Origin of the sequence: Crateriforma spongiae, assembly GCF_012290005.1 — a bacterium.
In the GTDB taxonomy this organism is placed as follows: Bacteria; Planctomycetota; Planctomycetia; order Pirellulales; family Pirellulaceae; genus Crateriforma; species Crateriforma spongiae.
Genome location: NZ_JAAXMS010000003.1, coordinates 476,461 through 492,297 on the forward strand (window position 1 = coordinate 476,461; position 15,837 = coordinate 492,297).

A 15,837-nucleotide genomic window follows, 5' to 3' on the forward strand; every position below is an offset into this window, starting at 1 on the left:
AAAGTATTTCAAACGGGACACTTAACGAAACAGCGCTATCTGGGAACATGAGCCACTTAGGATTCGAACGATGATTGGAACTGTTTGTCTGCGTCACCTGTTGCTTCCCGCTTTGCTGGTCATTTGGGTGCAGACCGCTGCTGCGATCGAACCGGTCAATCCGAACCTGAATGACAAGGCCCGTGCGGTATTGAATTACTTGGAAACGATCTACCGCGATCGTGTCTTGGTCGGGATGAACGGCGATCGGGAAACGGAGAAAGCAATCCAGATCAGCGGTAAACGTCCGGCGGTTGTGAACTACGACCTGTGCGGATGGAACAGTCCGACGTGGGGCAAGAGCTATACCAAGGTTATGGATGCGAAGATCGAACCGATCCTACAGCGAGCCAAACAGGGCACCATCATAACGATGACGTTCCACTGGAAGAATCCAGCGAAAAAGGATGGCACCGCTTGGGTGAACCCGCCCAAGGGCACTGGGCCTTTCGACATGAAGGCCGGGACGACACCCGGCACACCGGAATACAAGGCTGTCATGGAAGATCTGCGGCGTCATGGCGACTATTTGCAGGTCTTCGAAGACGCCGGGGTGCCTATCCTGTTTCGTCCGCTGCACGAAATCGATGGAGGATGGTTCTGGTGGACCGACGCGGAGACTCCGGAAAACACCGCGGAACTTTATCGGATGATCTTTGACTCCTACGTCAAAGAACGAAAGTTGGACAACCTGATCTGGGTTTATAACGCGGGCGTCAAATGTGCTGGGGCGGATCCGGCCGATCCCGTCGAAGCGATTGAACATCGAAAGCGATATTACCCTGGCGACCAGTACGTCGACATTTCGGGGATCGATATCTATCCCAGCGAACACTACGGATGGAAACTGCCGCAGGAGTCATCCTATGCGAAGGCCTTCGAGATCATGAGCAAGGTGACGCCCGGCAAAATGCTGGCCTTCAGCGAGGGCGCGGGTATCCCCGATCCAGACGCAATGGCCCAGGCGGGACCGAAGTGGTTGTACTGCCTGCCATGGTGGGCCGATCATCGATTGAATCCGAAAGACTGGGTCGACAAGACATTCAATCATCCGCTGATGATCACCTTGGACGAATTGCCCGACTGGGACGCGCGGTAAAAGTTCATTGACTTGCCATCGGCGTGGAGCTTGAAAACGCGCGGCGGAATGCTGCGAACCAATCGGATTCTGTCGCTGCGCACTTTTTGCTGTATTGAGTTTCGAAAGGCCTGACGTGAAGATCGTTGTTCACGCAGTCGCAGGTGTCGCGTTCATGGCGATGCTTTGCAACGCAAACGAACCCGCGTGGGATTTGGAGAGGGCGGAAAAGAGAATTCGGCAACACCGGATGAGCGATGCCGTTGTCGAAATCACCCTGCCCGACGGAATGCAGGCCCCGGCAGGAGTGACGGCGACGATCGAACAGACGGGGCACGAATTCCATTTTGGCGGGTTTTTGGGGGCAGCCAGGGTCTATCACGATCGGCCTGAATTCGAAACCTATCTGAAGCGGTTTTTCCAAGTGTTCAACTATGCCACCCTGCCGTTTTACTGGAGTCAACACGAACGACAGCCTGGCACGTGGATGCTGAACGAGCACACCGAGAAAGCGATGCGGTTTGCTCGGGAACGAGGCATGACGACCAAGGGTCACCCGATGATGTGGCACAACACCTTGCCGGCCTTTGTCGAACAAGAACCCAGTGTGGAGAAGATTGATCGCTATGTCATGGATCACGTTCGCATGCTGGCGAGCAATTATACGCAGGTCGATCAGTGGGACTTATATAACGAAACCCCTGGGATCCGATTGAAGCCAGCGGAAAACGGTGCGAGGCGTTGGGTGGAATCATTGGGCGGACCAGGTCCTTGTACGCAGAAGATCGTCAGTGCGGTGCGTCAAGTTCAGCCCAACGGGTACTTTCTGTTGAATCACTTTCGCCACGACGATCCACAGTACCACGACCAGATTCGGTATTGCCTAGACCATTGTGTGGACTTCAGTGCGATCGGGATTCAAACCCACATGCACAAGAAGCCTGATGTGATCACACCGCAACAATTGTGGAATATGCTGCAGCGATTTGCGCAGTACAAGAAGCCGATCCATTTGACGGAGGTTTCGATCGTCAGCTGTGAACCGCTCAGCGATTGGCGGCAGGTACAGCAACAGGAGGCTGCTGTCGAAAGAGCTCGACGCAATCGTGAACCCGATCCGGCGATTCCCAGTACCGCTGACGGTGAACGACAGCAGGCGGAAAGCCTGCGGGAGTTTTACACGATCGCTTTCAGCCATCCGAAGGTGGAAGCAATCGTTTGGTGGAGCATCTCGGACGAAAAGGCTTGGCGTGGGATGCCCAGCGGGCTATTGGACGAACAGCTGAATCCCAAACCCGCCTACGAAACCTTGAACCAATTGGTCAACCACCAGTGGCGGACATCGGAACGTTGTGACGTCGATGAACGGGGCCGCGTCAGCTTCCGAGGCTTTCGCGGTGACTACCGTATCACCCTGGCCAAGGATGGCGTCAAGCTGAACGGAACCTTCCGATTGACCGCGGAAAGCCCGGGCGTCATTTCCGTGTCATTGCAATGACGACGTGATCATCATCGCTGCGGTTCACTTTGGTCATGGTTGACCGCAATGATCGGAGTGGCCGGTTCGGTGTCGTCCTTGAAACCATCGATACCTTGTTTGAAGAAATGAATTTTGTCGATGCGATAACCGCCCGAACGGCCGCAGATCCAAAAATAGTGGTCACCTTGGTCAAGTTGATAGACGGGGGTCGAAAAGTGACCATCCGACTTGGCAACGGAGCCATAGTTGTCATGCGTGGTGTGCCAGGTGAATCCCGTTCCACTGTCGAATGATTCTTGATTGATGGCATGATAAGTCTTGCGGGTGATTCCGTATGGGTGAACCGGATTCAACCCCATCAGTGTCCAACAGTCATTCCACTTGTCACGCTCGGGAGCGCCCTTGTGAGACGAACGCAAAGCCATTCGGTATTCGCCGGCATTGGTGATTCGCAACCGATACATCAGCACGCCTTGGTGCTGGTGGCTGATCTTGTGAATCCATGACGGCATCCAACGAATGTATCCGTCGCCACTGAAGTCGGATTCGCTGGTCTCCATCACCCAATCGTCGGTCAGCGGTACGCTCTCGGCTTCGATGACCAGCTTTCCGTCCACTTCCTTAAAGATGCTTAGTCCTTGGGGCGGGACGACATCGGGGGTCACGCCGGCCGGCGCGTCGGCGGGCGTTTGGGGATCGCCGCTGACGGCAATGGAATCTGTGCCGAACCAATCCTTCATTTCCGCGATGGAGACCACCGTGTCTGTTCCGTTAATCCCGATCAGCCAAGTCAGCATCCCCGCATCGGAAACATCTGGTTTTCCCGCGGCGATTCGATCATAGACCCAATTCAGCTTGGAGTCCGTGTGGTCCTTCAGCCACCGGAAATCATCATTGGACGACCCCTTCAGGCCTTGTCCCTTGCTGCCGTTCTGGTCTTTGATCCGAAGGTAGCCGATTTCGGGAACCAGTCGCTGAATGTCGTTCCAGTTGCGATGCCACAACCGCGGTTTGAAATATTCGTTGTAGTCGTGATGTGACACAATCTTGACGTGCTTTCTGGCCTCCGCGTCGGCGGCCTCCAATGCGCGATAGATCAACTCCATCGGCCCCGCCGCGATTAAATACAGCGGATCATTTGCGGTTGATTCGTTGATGACACTGGTCAAGTGTTCGATGGCATGATTCGGTTCGATTGCGGCATCGAAGAAGCGATTGCGATCGAATCCAAAGCGTGCCTGTGCGCCCATCGCACTTTGCCACATGCGATTTTCTTCGGGATCGATTCGCTCGTACTCCAAGAAGTTGTTGAAATCGAAGTGCACCAGATTGTCTTGCAGTCCCGCTTTGGCCAACACCGCCATGGTCAGCGGTGTGGCGCCCACGTCATCGGCATCCGCATGCGGGTTGCCATCCGCACTGATGGCGATTCGGTTGTCACGTGTCCAAGGCGAATCTTCGGCGCTGGCCTGGATCGCTTGGATCGCAGCCAAGGCAGCCGCGACGATCCAGAGGGTCGAATGGGGCTTCGTCGCGTTCATGGCTTGGTCCTTATCATTGCTTCAAAAATCTACGTGCGCAGCGTGATAGCCATGAGCTCGATTGCCTTTGCCGGAAATCATCTCACCACGCGGTTTGTCCAACTTTGGAACGAAACGTGACGATGAGAATCGGCTATCCGGCGTGGAAACACACAGGTGGCCGATCGCTGTGAACATGGCATGTCTGGGCGAAGTATACGCTAGTCGCACGCCGTGATTGGGGCCATTTTAAGATTCGAAATCGCCGTTTACTGCAATGTGATGAACCCGTCATTGCCCGGGCCGGATGTCGTCCGATGCTGCAACGCGACTCGTTTTCCAGGGAATGATTCGACGCAAGTCAATCAGGGAATTCGTTGCCAAACCCGCACATAGTCGACTTCCATGCTGGTCGGAAAGGCATCGGTGGCATCGACATCGGATGGGACGAAACCCTTGGGCGTGTAAATGGAATAGGGTGGCCGCAGCCCCAACGAAATTGCCACGTTCATTTCGCGATGCCAATAGCGATTGGGTTTTTGGCCGACCTGTTGTCCGTCGACAAACCAAGTGATCGTTTCCGGTGTTACATCACACCCATAGATGTGGAAGTCATCACGAGGGTCAAATGGCAACTTCCATTCGTTCGCCTGGTCGGCTTTGAATCGGGCATCGTTCGGGCGTTGCCAACTGCGTCCCACGATTCCCTGTTTGCCGTTGGACAGAATCGCGTGCAAGTTGAAGTCGGCGACCCTTTCATTGCCTTCCAAGCGGTCGCCACGTTGGGTCAGTTCGACGATATCGATTTCACTGTACCGTGTTTCTCCTTCGCCCAAGATCGTGTCGTCGATTTTGCTGTACAGCCAGAACGCCGGGCACACACCCGGAAACAACGGGGCACCTTTGATGCGAGCCTCGTAGTAGCCGTAGGTTCCCTTGACGTGCGACTTCAGCATGCCAGACGTGTACGGCGTCGGCGCCCGTCGTCCGACGGTGACCGGTTCGTCTAGCTTTCGCATCGTCAGACGCACGGTGCCGTCCGCAACGCTGATCTTGTTGTCGTTGTCCCAGACCCATGCGCCGAAGTTTTCGGGCGACGCATTCCACTTTCGCCAGTCAACGCTGTCGCCGTTGAAGTCATCGGATCGGTCCCACCGAATTTTCCACTTCTCGGTGGGCTGTGCGGTGAAGGGCAAGTTATTCCTGCTGGTCTGGGCTTGCGATTCGTGGCCCTGGTAGGACATGGCTGCCACCAGCCAACCAAGAACGAGCAGTGAACGATGGGGGAACGGCATCAATCGGACTTTCAAGAATTCGCTTGTCAGGGACAGGACAGTTCGTGTGGTGAAGGCTTCAAGACGATGATGAGCCTGATCTACGGGGCAAGCGAGTAAACCTTGACGTCATCAACACGTGCTTCGCGACGCGCCGAAAAGCGAATCATGTCTTTGGTTGGATGATCAAAGCCGTCCGACGTAAAGGTGCCGATCATTTTGCCGTCCAACTGAACGGAAAGTGTGTTGCCGCGAATCGTTATAGCGGCATCATGCCACTGTTCCAAAGTGATGGAATGTTTCCATTTGCGTTCGTACTGTTTGACGGCCGCCTTTTGTTCGGCGGTTGCCGTACCGGCCTTGGCAGCGTCACGATACGACTTCTTCATTCGCCCGTTTTTGAAGTCCAGAATCTCCACCTCCTGTGGGCGGAAGTTGACTTTGCAGATGTGTCCGGCATGCACATCGGGAAACCCCATGTCGGCGATATCGATCCCGAAATCGTCGGCTTTGTTATCCAAGCGGAATCGCAATCGGATCTGACAGTCTTTGAATTCGGCCGGGTGCGTTACTGACACGCCGTGGTCGGCGGTCTTGTGTCGGAAAATGAACATGGTCCCATCGCCCAGGTCGACCTGTTTGTTTCCGCCCGCTCGCTTGTCGCTGTTGGTCCCCCAACCGTTGCCCAGTTCGTCGGTTTGTTCCTGCGATTCATTTCGTTCAAAATCGTCTTCGAACAACAGCGTACGAATGCCGTCGGATTCAGCTGATGCATTCAATTCGTCTGCTGCGGCCAATGGGGTGTCGAAGCAAAAGCCGACGCCGGCCAAAGCCGTCCATCCGCACAGAAGTGACAACGTCGGAAACGTTACAACGCAGATTTCGAGAAACAAACTCGTGAATCGCTGGGACATTTGGTATCGGGGCATGTGGGGCCGATCTTGGGCTTGAGGCGTGGTTTTTGGTGGGAGCAAGACTCTGGAACGGGGCGAAAGCCAGACGTCGTTTCTGTACGCAGGGACGGCGGTTGATTCCCCGTCCGGTTCCTTTTTAGGTCGCGGTCTGATTTCCGTGACGAACGCTGGCTAGAATAGTTCATTCCGCCTGGCATGTTTCGCCAATAACGCTGATTGGAAGGCTACCCTGACGAGGCCGCCGTTGTTCAGCCGATTGTTTGCTTGCTGATGAAAGATAGATCTGCCTCATTCGACTGGCAATGACGCGGACCACGCCAGATGCCGAATTCGATGGGCGTCATGCCCCGTCAAAATGCCCCGTCAAACCATCGGCGGATGTTCGGTGTTGGCGTCCGGGAGATTGAGTGTCGTGAACTCGACGCCCAGCTCGGTTTTTGCCACCGATGGACGTCACCCCGCCCCGTCCCTGACCACTGAAGGATATCGTACGGATCCATGAAATTTCGATTCGCATTCTTGCTCGGCGTCTTGTTGTTATCTGTTGCAACGCCGATCGCAAACGCTGCTAACCAATCGCGTCCCAACATTTTGTGGATCACGATCGAAGATTGGAGCCCCGATCTGTCGTGCTATGGCACCAAGGGGATTTACACGCCTCACGTCGACCAACTGGCATCGGAGGGGATTCGATACGAGCGAGCGTTCACAACGTCGCCGGTCTGTTCAACGTCGCGGTCGGCGATGATGACCGGTTTCCACCAAAACTACATCGGCGCGCATCAACACCGCACCGAAGACAAGAAGCCGTTGCCACACGGCATTCGGCCGATCCCACATTTGTTGGCCGACGCGGGTTACTACACGTGTCTGATGAGCTGGAAGACGGATTGCAATTTTCTGCCGGATCAAAAGTCCGAACTGTTCATGGGCGTCGACTGGAAGGACCGCGAACCCGATCAGCCCTTTTTCGCTCGGATCACGTTCGGGGGAACCCACCGTGCGTGGAAGCGTGATCCCCAGCGTCCGATCGATATCAAAGATGTCGAACTGCCGCCCTATTATCCCGACACGCCTTTCATACGCCGTGACTGGGCCAATGGCCTGGAGCAGATGCAGTTGGTCGATCGCGAAGTCGGCGCGTTGCTCAAGCGACTGCAGGACGAAGGATTGGCAGACAACACGATCGTCTTTTTCATCGGCGATCATGGACGTTGTCATATTCGTGGCAAACAATTCCTGTACGACGAAGGCACCCGTATCCCGATGATCATGCGTTGGCCAGGCAAAGTAGAACCGGGGCAGGTCAATGACGATTTGGTCATGTCGATTGATATTTGTGCCACGGTCTTGGAAGCCGCCGGGGTCAAATCGCCGGTGCCGCTGCATGGCAAAAGTCTGTTCAGCGATGACGTCAAAAATCGACGCTACACGTTCGCTGCGCGGGACAAGATGGACGACACCCACGATTCGATGCGGTCGATTCGTTCCAAGGATTTCAAACTGATTTTGAACTTGATGCCCGATCGGGCCTATTGCCAATTCAGCTTTTACAAGGAAGGTGCTTATCCGCCGTTGGCCGAAATGAACGTGCTGAGTTTGGAAGGAAAGCTGACGCCAGAACAGGCTGCGTTCATGTCGCCCCACAAACCTGCGGTTGAGTTGTTTGATCTTCGCAAGGATCCGCATGAGGTCCACAACGTCGCGGACGATCCTGAATATGCGGATGTGAAAGCCGAGCTATTGGCGGAACTGACGAATTGGCGAAACGATGTGATCCACGACACCGGCGTCTCCGACGCGTTCCGTGCCAAAGGCGTTTTTCCCGATCAGCGTCCCACAGCGACCGTTGGGCAGTGGGTCCAGGATCACGCCGACGACTACGATTTCAAAACGTACGGCGTGCCAGGCTGGTACCCCACACGAACGCTGGAACAATGGCGAGAGGTTCGTGAGATGTGGGAACCTTGGGTCTTTCGCGAACCCGACAGCACGATGAAGCGGCCCGAGATTCCGTTCACCAAAAAGCCCAAGAACCGCAAGAAATAGCCGTGTCTGGTTTCGAACCGACGACAACGGCAGGGCCACCGTTGTCGTGGTCGGTGACGCGGCTTTGAAAAACTTTGGGAATCGGTGATGGAGACCGAAGGGCTTTGACGCACTGTGTTTGGTGGAGATCCCGGGAGACGGCCCTGAACCGGGGCTTTCCACCCATCTGATCCGTCGCCCTGTGCCGCACCGCATGAACACCGAAGCATCAACGCTGACGCATGAACACCGAAGAGTCCATTTTCGCACGGGCAATTGAATTGCCGGAGTCCCTGCGTGCGGACTATTTGCGCCAGGCTTGCAAGGACGATGCGATGCTGCGGGGGCGTTTGGAGAAATTGCTTGCCGCCCACGACAACGACGACGGATTTTTGGATCTGAATCCCCGCGAAACCTTAGAACAATCCTCCAGCGTCGACGCGGGCCAAGACATCGGGCCCTATCGCCTGCTGCAAAAGTTGGGCGAAGGCGGTTTTGGCGTGGTGTTCATGGCCGAACAGCGACAACCGATTCGGCGTCAAGTCGCACTAAAGGTCATCAAGCCGGGGATGGATTCCAAAGCCGTCGTGGCTCGCTTCGAAGCCGAACGGCAAGCCCTGGCGATGATGGACCATCCGAACATCGCCAAAGTCTTTGACGGCGGTGCGATCACCGACGGTGATCGTCCCTATTTTGTGATGGAACTGGTTAAAGGGGTACCGATTACGGAGTTTTGTGACGCCAACGCTCTGTCGACATCCGAGCGTCTGGAGCTATTCGTATCCGTCTGCAACGCGGTTCACCACGCACACCAAAAAGGTGTCATTCACCGTGACATCAAGCCGTCCAATGTGATGGTCACGTTGCATGATGGTCGGCCTGTCGCAAAGGTGATCGACTTCGGGGTCGCCAAAGCTTTGCACCAACGCCTGACCGAAAAAACACTGTTCACTCAATACGGAATGATGGTCGGGACGCCTCAATACATGAGTCCCGAGCAGGCGGAAATCAGCGGCTTGGATGTCGATACACGCAGTGATGTCTATTCGCTGGCGGTTCTGTTGTACGAACTGATGACCGGTACAACGCCACTGCAAGCGGAATCGCTTCGCCAGGCGGGGTACCAAGAATTGCAGCGGATGATCCGCGAAGAAGAACCGGTCAAACCGAGCAAACGTCTCAGTTCATCCGGGCAAAAGCTGACCGTCTTGGCGAAGCATCGCAGCATCAGCCCTGATCGATTGTCACGCGAGATCCAAGGTGATTTGGATTGGATCGTGATGAAGGGCTTGGAAAAGGACCGCCGTCGCCGCTATGACTCCGCCAGTGACTTGGCAACCGACATTCGGCGTGCGCTAACCAACCAACCGGTGCTGGCGGGACCGCCGTCACTTTCCTATCGCGCAAAGAAGTTCCTTGTCCGGCATCGACGGCGCGTCACGTCGGCGGCTTTATTGGCGATCACTGTGGCGACCATCGGTTCGGTGGTTTGGCTACAGCAATCCCAGGCACGAGCTGTACGCGAGCAAGACCAGCATCGTTTGGCCGGTGCGGTTGCGCAAGCCAGCACGGCGCTGACCGCGTTGACGGGAGCATCCCCGGCCGACGACCGCTGGACCAGCGCCCAGTATTTGGCGGATCAGGTGCAATTGTTGGCAACCGAATCGAGTGTCGGTGATGAATCGATGCAGAGGGCCGACGCATTTCTTCGGCACTATCGATCGGTCCAGAAGGACCGCCAGTTTGCTTTGTCCATGGAAAACTTGTTGATCGCTCGCGGCACGCAGCGGGACTTGGCAAGTTGGTTGACGATGGAAGAAGAATTGCGGCGGATTTTGCGTGATCGTGGATACGATGTCGATCGTGTGCCTGCCGAACAACTGGGACTCCGTATGGCGGAAGACCCGTCCAGCGTTCAATTGGTTGACGCCTTGGAATTGTGGATCGCCGCCCGACAACGTGCCGCTGATTTGGGAGGCCCCGAATTGACCGAATCGCAGCGTCGGGATTGGACAGACGCCATGTCGATTGCCGACCCGGATCCGTTGAGGGTTGCGATTCGAAAGGTCATCTATTCACCGGGGCCGCCCGACGAATCGGCTTTGGAAGAAGTGGTTCGGCGTAGCAATCTGGCCAAAAAGTGTCCGCGAAAGCTTTCATGGCTTGCGGAATCGTATCGTTCGCTTGGTAACGTGGAACGATCCGAAGAAATTCAGCGTTACGCGTTGATGCAGCACCCGGCCGATTTGATGCTGAACTTTGAATATGCAACGACGCTGATGAACGAAGGACGCTTTGAACATGCCATTCGTTACTACATGCGGTGCACGGCGCTACGTCCAAATGTTGCCGGCATTTGGCGAAGCTTGGCTGATGCGTTCGTCGCCAGCGGTGAATCCGATGCCGCCAATGATGCGATGAAGATCGCCGTCGGTTTGGAACAGGCGTCGTCTTAGCGGTGTATGATTTTGGGATCATAGCATGGGCGCCTTGTATCGACCGTCTCGTGGTTTAAGAGCAGTTCCTTGAAACAGATCACCGAGATTCTTGATTCGCTGGAATCGGGCGATGCAACGGCGGCGAATGATTTGTTGCCTTTGGTGTATGACGAACTGCGAAAGCTTGCCGCGGCCAGGCTGATTCAAGAGCGTCCCGATCATTCATTACAGGCGACCGCGCTTGTCCACGAAGCTTGGATGCGGATCGCCGGCGATGAAGACGGCGATCAGAAAAAGTGGAACTCGCGCGGGCACTTCTTTGCGGCCGCCGCCGAAGCGATGCGTCGTATCTTGATCGAACACGCGCGGGCCGCGAATGCGCAGAAACGTGGTGGCGGGCGAGCGAGGATTGAACTGGATACATGGAATCATCCGGCGGCATCGCAACCTGAGAAACTGATCGCGTTGGACGAGGCATTGGAAAAGCTGCAGGATCAAGATCCGGTGAAAGCGGAGTTGGTCAAGCTGAAGTTCTTCGCCGGTTTGACGATCAAAGAATCTGCCGCAGCGTTGGACGTTTCCACGGCGACGGCGGAACGGTACTGGGCCTACGCCCGGGCCTGGTTGCAGGCGGAAATGCAATAGCGACCACTCCGTTTGGCGTTTCCGACGCGTGAGGGCAACTTCAATCGCGCGGCCATCTACGGTCTCGTTCAATTCCCATGGGCTTTTCGGGCCGCGGGGTCGGCCCAATCTTTCTTCTTGATTTTTCTGATGGAATTCGGGTCCGGGTTTCGCACTGAACAGTGAATCGGGGCTCGAAACACGAAACCTGTTCCAACGGAGAAATCACGATGAAGTTAACACCTGGACCACACGTTGCCCGCATTCTGATCGCTGTTGGGATTGCCACCATCGGTGCCGGGAACTCGCCAGCCGACGATTCCGGCCATACAACAGAGGTTGTTTTGACATCGGACGTTGTCTGGCAGCCTTTGAATCCGGCACGCGGTGACAAAGCCCCTAAGGCGGGAACGCTTTGGGGAGATCAAACAAAAGACGGTGCGTCTGGATTCTTGGTCAAATTTGTCGACGGGTTTTCTTCCCCGCCGCACATCCACAACATCACTTATCGCGGTGTCGTGATTGCCGGTGCGCTGCACAACGACGATCCCGATGCCGCACCGATGTGGATGCCGGCAGGTTCTTATTGGATGCAACCCGCGGGCGAAGTGCATATCACGGCTGCACGGGGTGCCAGCGTTGCGTTCCTGGAGATCCAGTCGGGACCGTATCTGGTGAAGCCGCCGAAAGAGTCGTTCGACAACGGGCAGCGGCCGCTCAACCTGGACGCCACCAATCGTGTTTGGCTGGACGCAACCGCCAGCGATTGGATTGATCATTCTGACGAAACCAAAAAGCCCGGCGATGGTCCCGAATTGTCGCTGCTGTGGGGCGATACAACCGAAGGCAACGTCAACGCGTCGCTGTTGAAACTGCCCGCGGGTTTTCGCGGACGGTTGAGTGACGATTCCACCTTTCGTGCCGTGGTCATCCAAGGTGATTTGACGCTTTCGCTTTCTGATCAGCGGGGCGACCAAGCCTTAACACCGGGCAGCTATTTCGGATCACAAGAAAAGGCATCGCACAGGGTCCATACCGACGACGGTTGTCTGATTTATGTCCGCAACGAAGGCGGTTTTGATGTGTCGTCACGGTGATATGCCGGGATAAGAAACGACCGAAGCGATCCGTTCATCCTAATCACCAAACGATTCGAGATCTGATGCCCGACAACATTCGCAACCAGACCCTGCTGATCACCGGTGCCAACCGTGGCATCGGTAAAGAAATTTTGGACCAGGCGATCCGACGAGACGCCAAAAAGATTTACGCCGCCGTGCGTCATCCACAATCCGTCGCACCCCTGACTTCTCAGCACGGCGACCGTGTTATCGCAGTCCGCATGGACCTGAATGATCCCGACAGCATCGGCGAAGCCGCTGCCATCGCAACGGATGTCGATGTCGTTTTCAATAACGCGGGGATCATGCAGATGAAGTCGGCGTTGGATAGGGACGCCATCGATGCTTTGCAAGCGGAGATGGAGATCAACGTGTATGGATTGATGCGTGTGGCCCAGGCATTCGCACCCGTTTTGAAACAGAACGGCGGCGGAGTCTTTGTCCAACTGAACAGTGTCGCATCGGTCAAAGCGTCAGCAAACTTTGCGACGTACTGCGCGTCGAAAGCGGCCAGTTACTCAATCACTCAAGGGTTACGTGACCTGCTGGGACAACAGGGCACGCGGGTGATCAGTGTTCATCCCGGCCCGACACAAACGGACATGGGAGCGTCGGCAGGATTCGGAGACTTTGCGACCCCCGTAACCCAGGTCGCTGATGCCATTTTGGATGCGCTTGATGGCGAAGCGTTTCATGCATGGGTCGGTCCTTTGGCACAGATGATCAGCCGCTCTTATCAATCCTTCGCGGACAACGTGATCGATGGCGATATGCAAGCGATTCGCGCTCAAGCCTTCGGCATCGACGAACCCCAGACCGCTTCCAACTGAATCTGACAATCCACTTCTTTGCATGAACACCACGACAAGAATTTTCCGAACACTGTTCGCATTGGCGATGGTGATGATCGTCACTTGCGGCGCTACCCCGTTGCAGGCGGACGATCCGACGTCGGCCGAGACATCCATGACGACCCGTCCGGTGTCTGTTGGGAACGGTATCTCTAAACCAATGGACAACCCAAACTTGAATGACATCGGCAATGGCTGGGTGATCGTGATCGCGGTTGTGGCGTTGATCGCTTTTGCGGCAGGCTTCGTGCACAGCGGGATCGGATTTGGGTTCGGCATCGTTGCCATCGGCTTGATGCCGCTGGTCATTGATGCCCGCCAAACGCATTTGTTGGTCAGTTTGTGTGCGGTCCCAGTTCAGATGGGAACCGTTTGGGCCTATCGAAAAGGCGTCGTCTGGCGTCCGCTCCTATTCGCTTTGGCCGGTGCTTTGATCGGTTTGCCATTGGGACTGTGGCTGTTCCATTCGATCAATCTTGATTGGTTGACGCGGGGAACGGGCGTCGCTTTGCTTCTGATGATCGGGTACTCGTTTCACAATCGAAAAGCGTCGCGGAATCGTGCGGATTCGACCGCACCACAATCGACCGGCGGTTCATCGAATGTTGCTAATGATCGAAAGGATGCCGGGGGTGCGACCGGCATCGGCGTGGCGTCGGGTTTCCTGATGGGGGCGGTCACCATGCCCGGACCGCCCGTGGTCGCCTATGCACTGCAAAGAGATTGGGACCAGGAACAGTTCAAGGCATTTGTGAACCAGTTTTTGTTGGCACTGTCGGTTTTCAAAATTCTTGGCCTGTTGGTTTCCACCGAGATCAGCCGCCAGTCGACGATCGAAGCGTTGTTGCTGATTCCTGCCGCGTTGCTGGGGATCGCGATCGGCAAGCGGTTCAGCACCCGGCTTTCCGCCGGTGGATTTCGAACGATGGTGGCGGTCGGCTTGGCATTCGTGGCGGTGTTATTGATCGCCAAAGGTGCCGGATGAACGACCGCAGACTACCAAGTGAGGGGGCCTCACATTGCGATTGAGGGGGCCTTCGGCGACTCAGTGATGGCCGGGGTCTCTCATGCGAACAAAAAACAGGGCCATGCAAATGAGCTTCAGCCGTGGACCAGCAGTAGGATATTGCGTATGTCCAATTCTTATATGCTTGTTGTCGCTGTGCCATTCAGCGGTGGAGGCTGATGAATCGCATGTTTGGCGCGACAGCACTGGAAAGTTTTCGGTGACGGCGACGCTTGTATCAAGCGATGGTGAATCCGTTCAGTTGCGGACCGAAACGGGCAAGGAAATCCGGGTTCCAATCGAACGGTTGAGTGCCGCCGATCAACGGTACCTAAAAACCATTGCGGGCAAGTCGGCCAATTCCGAATCATCGTCCGATGGGTCGGGCAAAACGTCGGCCGATGACCCCGCGGCCATCGAACAGCAAATCCTGAGGACGCTGCATGGAAAGGCGGTTGCCGTTTCAGCCGATGACACCTTGGCGGATTTCTTTTCACGTCTGCCCTGCCCCGTTTACGTCGATGTGCTTGCTTTGAATCGAAGCGGAGTGACGGAGCGGCAGAAAATCGGCACTGTCCCCAAGGGGGCAACCGTCGCGGAACAACTGTATGCGATCCTGAAGCCGCTGGAGATGACGTGGCAGGCGCGCCGAACGATGTTGGTCATCGGAAGCGGTAAAAGTCGTGACGGCCTGTTGCAAACGGCGGTCTACTTCACCGGATCAAATGATTCCGCCAGTGTTGTCAAACGATTTTCAGATCTGGAACCATCATCCTGGGAATCTTTGGGTGGACCGGGAAGCATTTCGATTCTGGGGACTCGCGCCATCGTTCGGCAATCGGGGCATGTGCAACACATGATTCAAACACGGTTACCGGTGCGGCTGATTACCACGCGGTACCTACATCCGTTGGATCAACAAATGATCGACGTGGTGGGGCCAATCGTGTCGCTGACGCAATTCGCCGACAGTCTGGGCCCGCAAATCGGTCGATCGCCCCGTGTTGACGTCGACGCACTGTCCGCCATTGGGTTGTCGGCGGATGTAAAGATCAGAACCGGTGTCGATCGCTGTTCTGCAAAAGATGCATTGGACGTGTTCCTGGCATCGGTTGGGTGCACATGGCTTCAACAAAACGACACGTTGACGATCACTACTCAAGAGGCCGCCGAGAGATCTAGGCAAGACAGTCAATTCAGCCTGCAAGCTTTCGGAGCGGGCACCAATGTGCGATCGTTGCTGCAAGTCATTCACACAACGGTGGCGCCGGAGCAGTGGGAAGCACTGGGCGGTAAATGTCAAATTTCGCCCGTTGGTTCACGTGGCCTAAGCGTCTCCGCCAACCAACCGGTCATGCGTGAATTGATGCAATTGTCTGCAACACTCAGGGGACCCCAGTGAGCGTTCTGTGTTTGGTCAGGGGCGACCAAGCGGGAATGATGGTGCGTGGTCAGTGAATCTTG

General features: G+C 55.8%; 12 protein-coding genes. 9 read left to right on the forward strand and 3 right to left on the reverse strand.

Features of this window, described 5'->3' with window-relative positions:
- The first annotated feature begins 70 nt into the window (after window positions 1-70).
- Window positions 71-1,138: a glycosyl hydrolase gene (locus HFP54_RS09930; RefSeq protein WP_168565015.1), complete on the forward strand. Its 1,068-nt coding sequence runs from the start codon at window positions 71-73 to the stop codon at window positions 1,136-1,138.
- Between the two features lie 115 nt (window positions 1,139-1,253).
- Window positions 1,254-2,615 (forward strand): endo-1,4-beta-xylanase, encoded by a 1,362-nt coding sequence (locus tag HFP54_RS09935; protein WP_168565016.1) that lies wholly within the window; start codon window positions 1,254-1,256, stop codon window positions 2,613-2,615.
- 11 nt (window positions 2,616-2,626) lie between these two features.
- Here the strand turns inward: HFP54_RS09935 and HFP54_RS09940 are convergent, their stop codons facing one another.
- The 3 genes from HFP54_RS09940 to HFP54_RS09950 all read right to left on the reverse strand — a co-directional run bounded on the left by HFP54_RS09940 (window position 2,627) and on the right by HFP54_RS09950 (window position 6,248).
- Window positions 2,627-4,138, reverse strand: a complete 1,512-nt coding sequence (locus HFP54_RS09940; protein WP_235951528.1) for a hypothetical protein — start codon at window positions 4,136-4,138, stop codon at window positions 2,627-2,629.
- A gap of 344 nt (window positions 4,139-4,482) precedes the next feature.
- Entirely contained in the window at window positions 4,483-5,361 is an 879-nt protein-coding gene (locus HFP54_RS09945) for a family 16 glycosylhydrolase (protein WP_168565222.1), read from the reverse strand.
- Window positions 5,362-5,492: 131 nt separating this feature from the next.
- A complete protein-coding gene (locus tag HFP54_RS09950) occupies window positions 5,493-6,248 on the reverse strand; it encodes a 3-keto-alpha-glucoside-1,2-lyase-like domain-containing protein (RefSeq protein ID WP_168565017.1) in 756 nt (251 codons plus the stop codon).
- A gap of 555 nt (window positions 6,249-6,803) precedes the next feature.
- Between HFP54_RS09950 and HFP54_RS09955 the strand changes: the two genes are divergently transcribed.
- The 7 genes from HFP54_RS09955 (at window position 6,804) to HFP54_RS09985 (ending at window position 15,775) form a co-directional block, all read left to right on the forward strand.
- Window positions 6,804-8,354 carry a sulfatase family protein gene (locus tag HFP54_RS09955; protein ID WP_168565018.1) on the forward strand — a complete coding sequence of 517 codons (1,551 nt, stop codon included), beginning with the start codon at window positions 6,804-6,806 and terminating at the stop codon, window positions 8,352-8,354.
- A gap of 221 nt (window positions 8,355-8,575) precedes the next feature.
- Window positions 8,576-10,789 (forward strand): serine/threonine-protein kinase, encoded by a 2,214-nt coding sequence (locus HFP54_RS09960; protein WP_168565019.1) that lies wholly within the window; start codon window positions 8,576-8,578, stop codon window positions 10,787-10,789.
- A gap of 69 nt (window positions 10,790-10,858) precedes the next feature.
- Window positions 10,859-11,416, forward strand: coding sequence for an ECF-type sigma factor (locus tag HFP54_RS09965; RefSeq protein ID WP_146415227.1), 558 nt, complete (start codon window positions 10,859-10,861; stop codon window positions 11,414-11,416).
- Between the two features lie 209 nt (window positions 11,417-11,625).
- Window positions 11,626-12,492 carry a DUF4437 domain-containing protein gene (locus HFP54_RS09970; protein WP_168565020.1) on the forward strand — a complete coding sequence of 289 codons (867 nt, stop codon included), beginning with the start codon at window positions 11,626-11,628 and terminating at the stop codon, window positions 12,490-12,492.
- A gap of 65 nt (window positions 12,493-12,557) precedes the next feature.
- The gene (locus HFP54_RS09975) at window positions 12,558-13,346 is read left to right on the forward strand and encodes an SDR family oxidoreductase (RefSeq protein WP_168565021.1); all 789 of its coding nucleotides are present in this window, start codon (window positions 12,558-12,560) and stop codon (window positions 13,344-13,346) included.
- A gap of 22 nt (window positions 13,347-13,368) precedes the next feature.
- A complete protein-coding gene (locus HFP54_RS09980; protein WP_168565022.1) occupies window positions 13,369-14,352 on the forward strand; it encodes a sulfite exporter TauE/SafE family protein in 984 nt (327 codons plus the stop codon).
- A gap of 109 nt (window positions 14,353-14,461) precedes the next feature.
- On the forward strand, window positions 14,462-15,775 hold the full coding sequence (locus HFP54_RS09985; RefSeq protein ID WP_235951530.1) for an SHD1 domain-containing protein: 1,314 nt from the start codon (window positions 14,462-14,464) through the stop codon (window positions 15,773-15,775).
- Window positions 15,776-15,837 lie beyond the last annotated feature (62 nt).

What these genes read in the sequence shown, in the direction of transcription:
- HFP54_RS09945 (WP_168565222.1), bottom strand. Translation starts at nt 5,361, where the DNA reads ATGTCCTACCAGGGCCACGAATCGCAAGCCCAGACCAGCAGGAATAAC.
- HFP54_RS09985 (WP_235951530.1), top strand. Translation starts at nt 14,462, where the DNA reads ATGAGCTTCAGCCGTGGACCAGCAGTAGGATATTGCGTATGTCCAATT.
- HFP54_RS09960 (WP_168565019.1), top strand. Translation starts at nt 8,576, where the DNA reads ATGAACACCGAAGAGTCCATTTTCGCACGGGCAATTGAATTGCCGGAG.
- HFP54_RS09930 (WP_168565015.1), top strand. Translation starts at nt 71, where the DNA reads ATGATTGGAACTGTTTGTCTGCGTCACCTGTTGCTTCCCGCTTTGCTG.
- HFP54_RS09975 (WP_168565021.1), top strand. Translation starts at nt 12,558, where the DNA reads ATGCCCGACAACATTCGCAACCAGACCCTGCTGATCACCGGTGCCAAC.
- HFP54_RS09955 (WP_168565018.1), top strand. Translation starts at nt 6,804, where the DNA reads ATGAAATTTCGATTCGCATTCTTGCTCGGCGTCTTGTTGTTATCTGTT.
- HFP54_RS09980 (WP_168565022.1), top strand. Translation starts at nt 13,369, where the DNA reads ATGAACACCACGACAAGAATTTTCCGAACACTGTTCGCATTGGCGATG.
- HFP54_RS09940 (WP_235951528.1), bottom strand. Translation starts at nt 4,138, where the DNA reads ATGAACGCGACGAAGCCCCATTCGACCCTCTGGATCGTCGCGGCTGCC.
- HFP54_RS09970 (WP_168565020.1), top strand. Translation starts at nt 11,626, where the DNA reads ATGAAGTTAACACCTGGACCACACGTTGCCCGCATTCTGATCGCTGTT.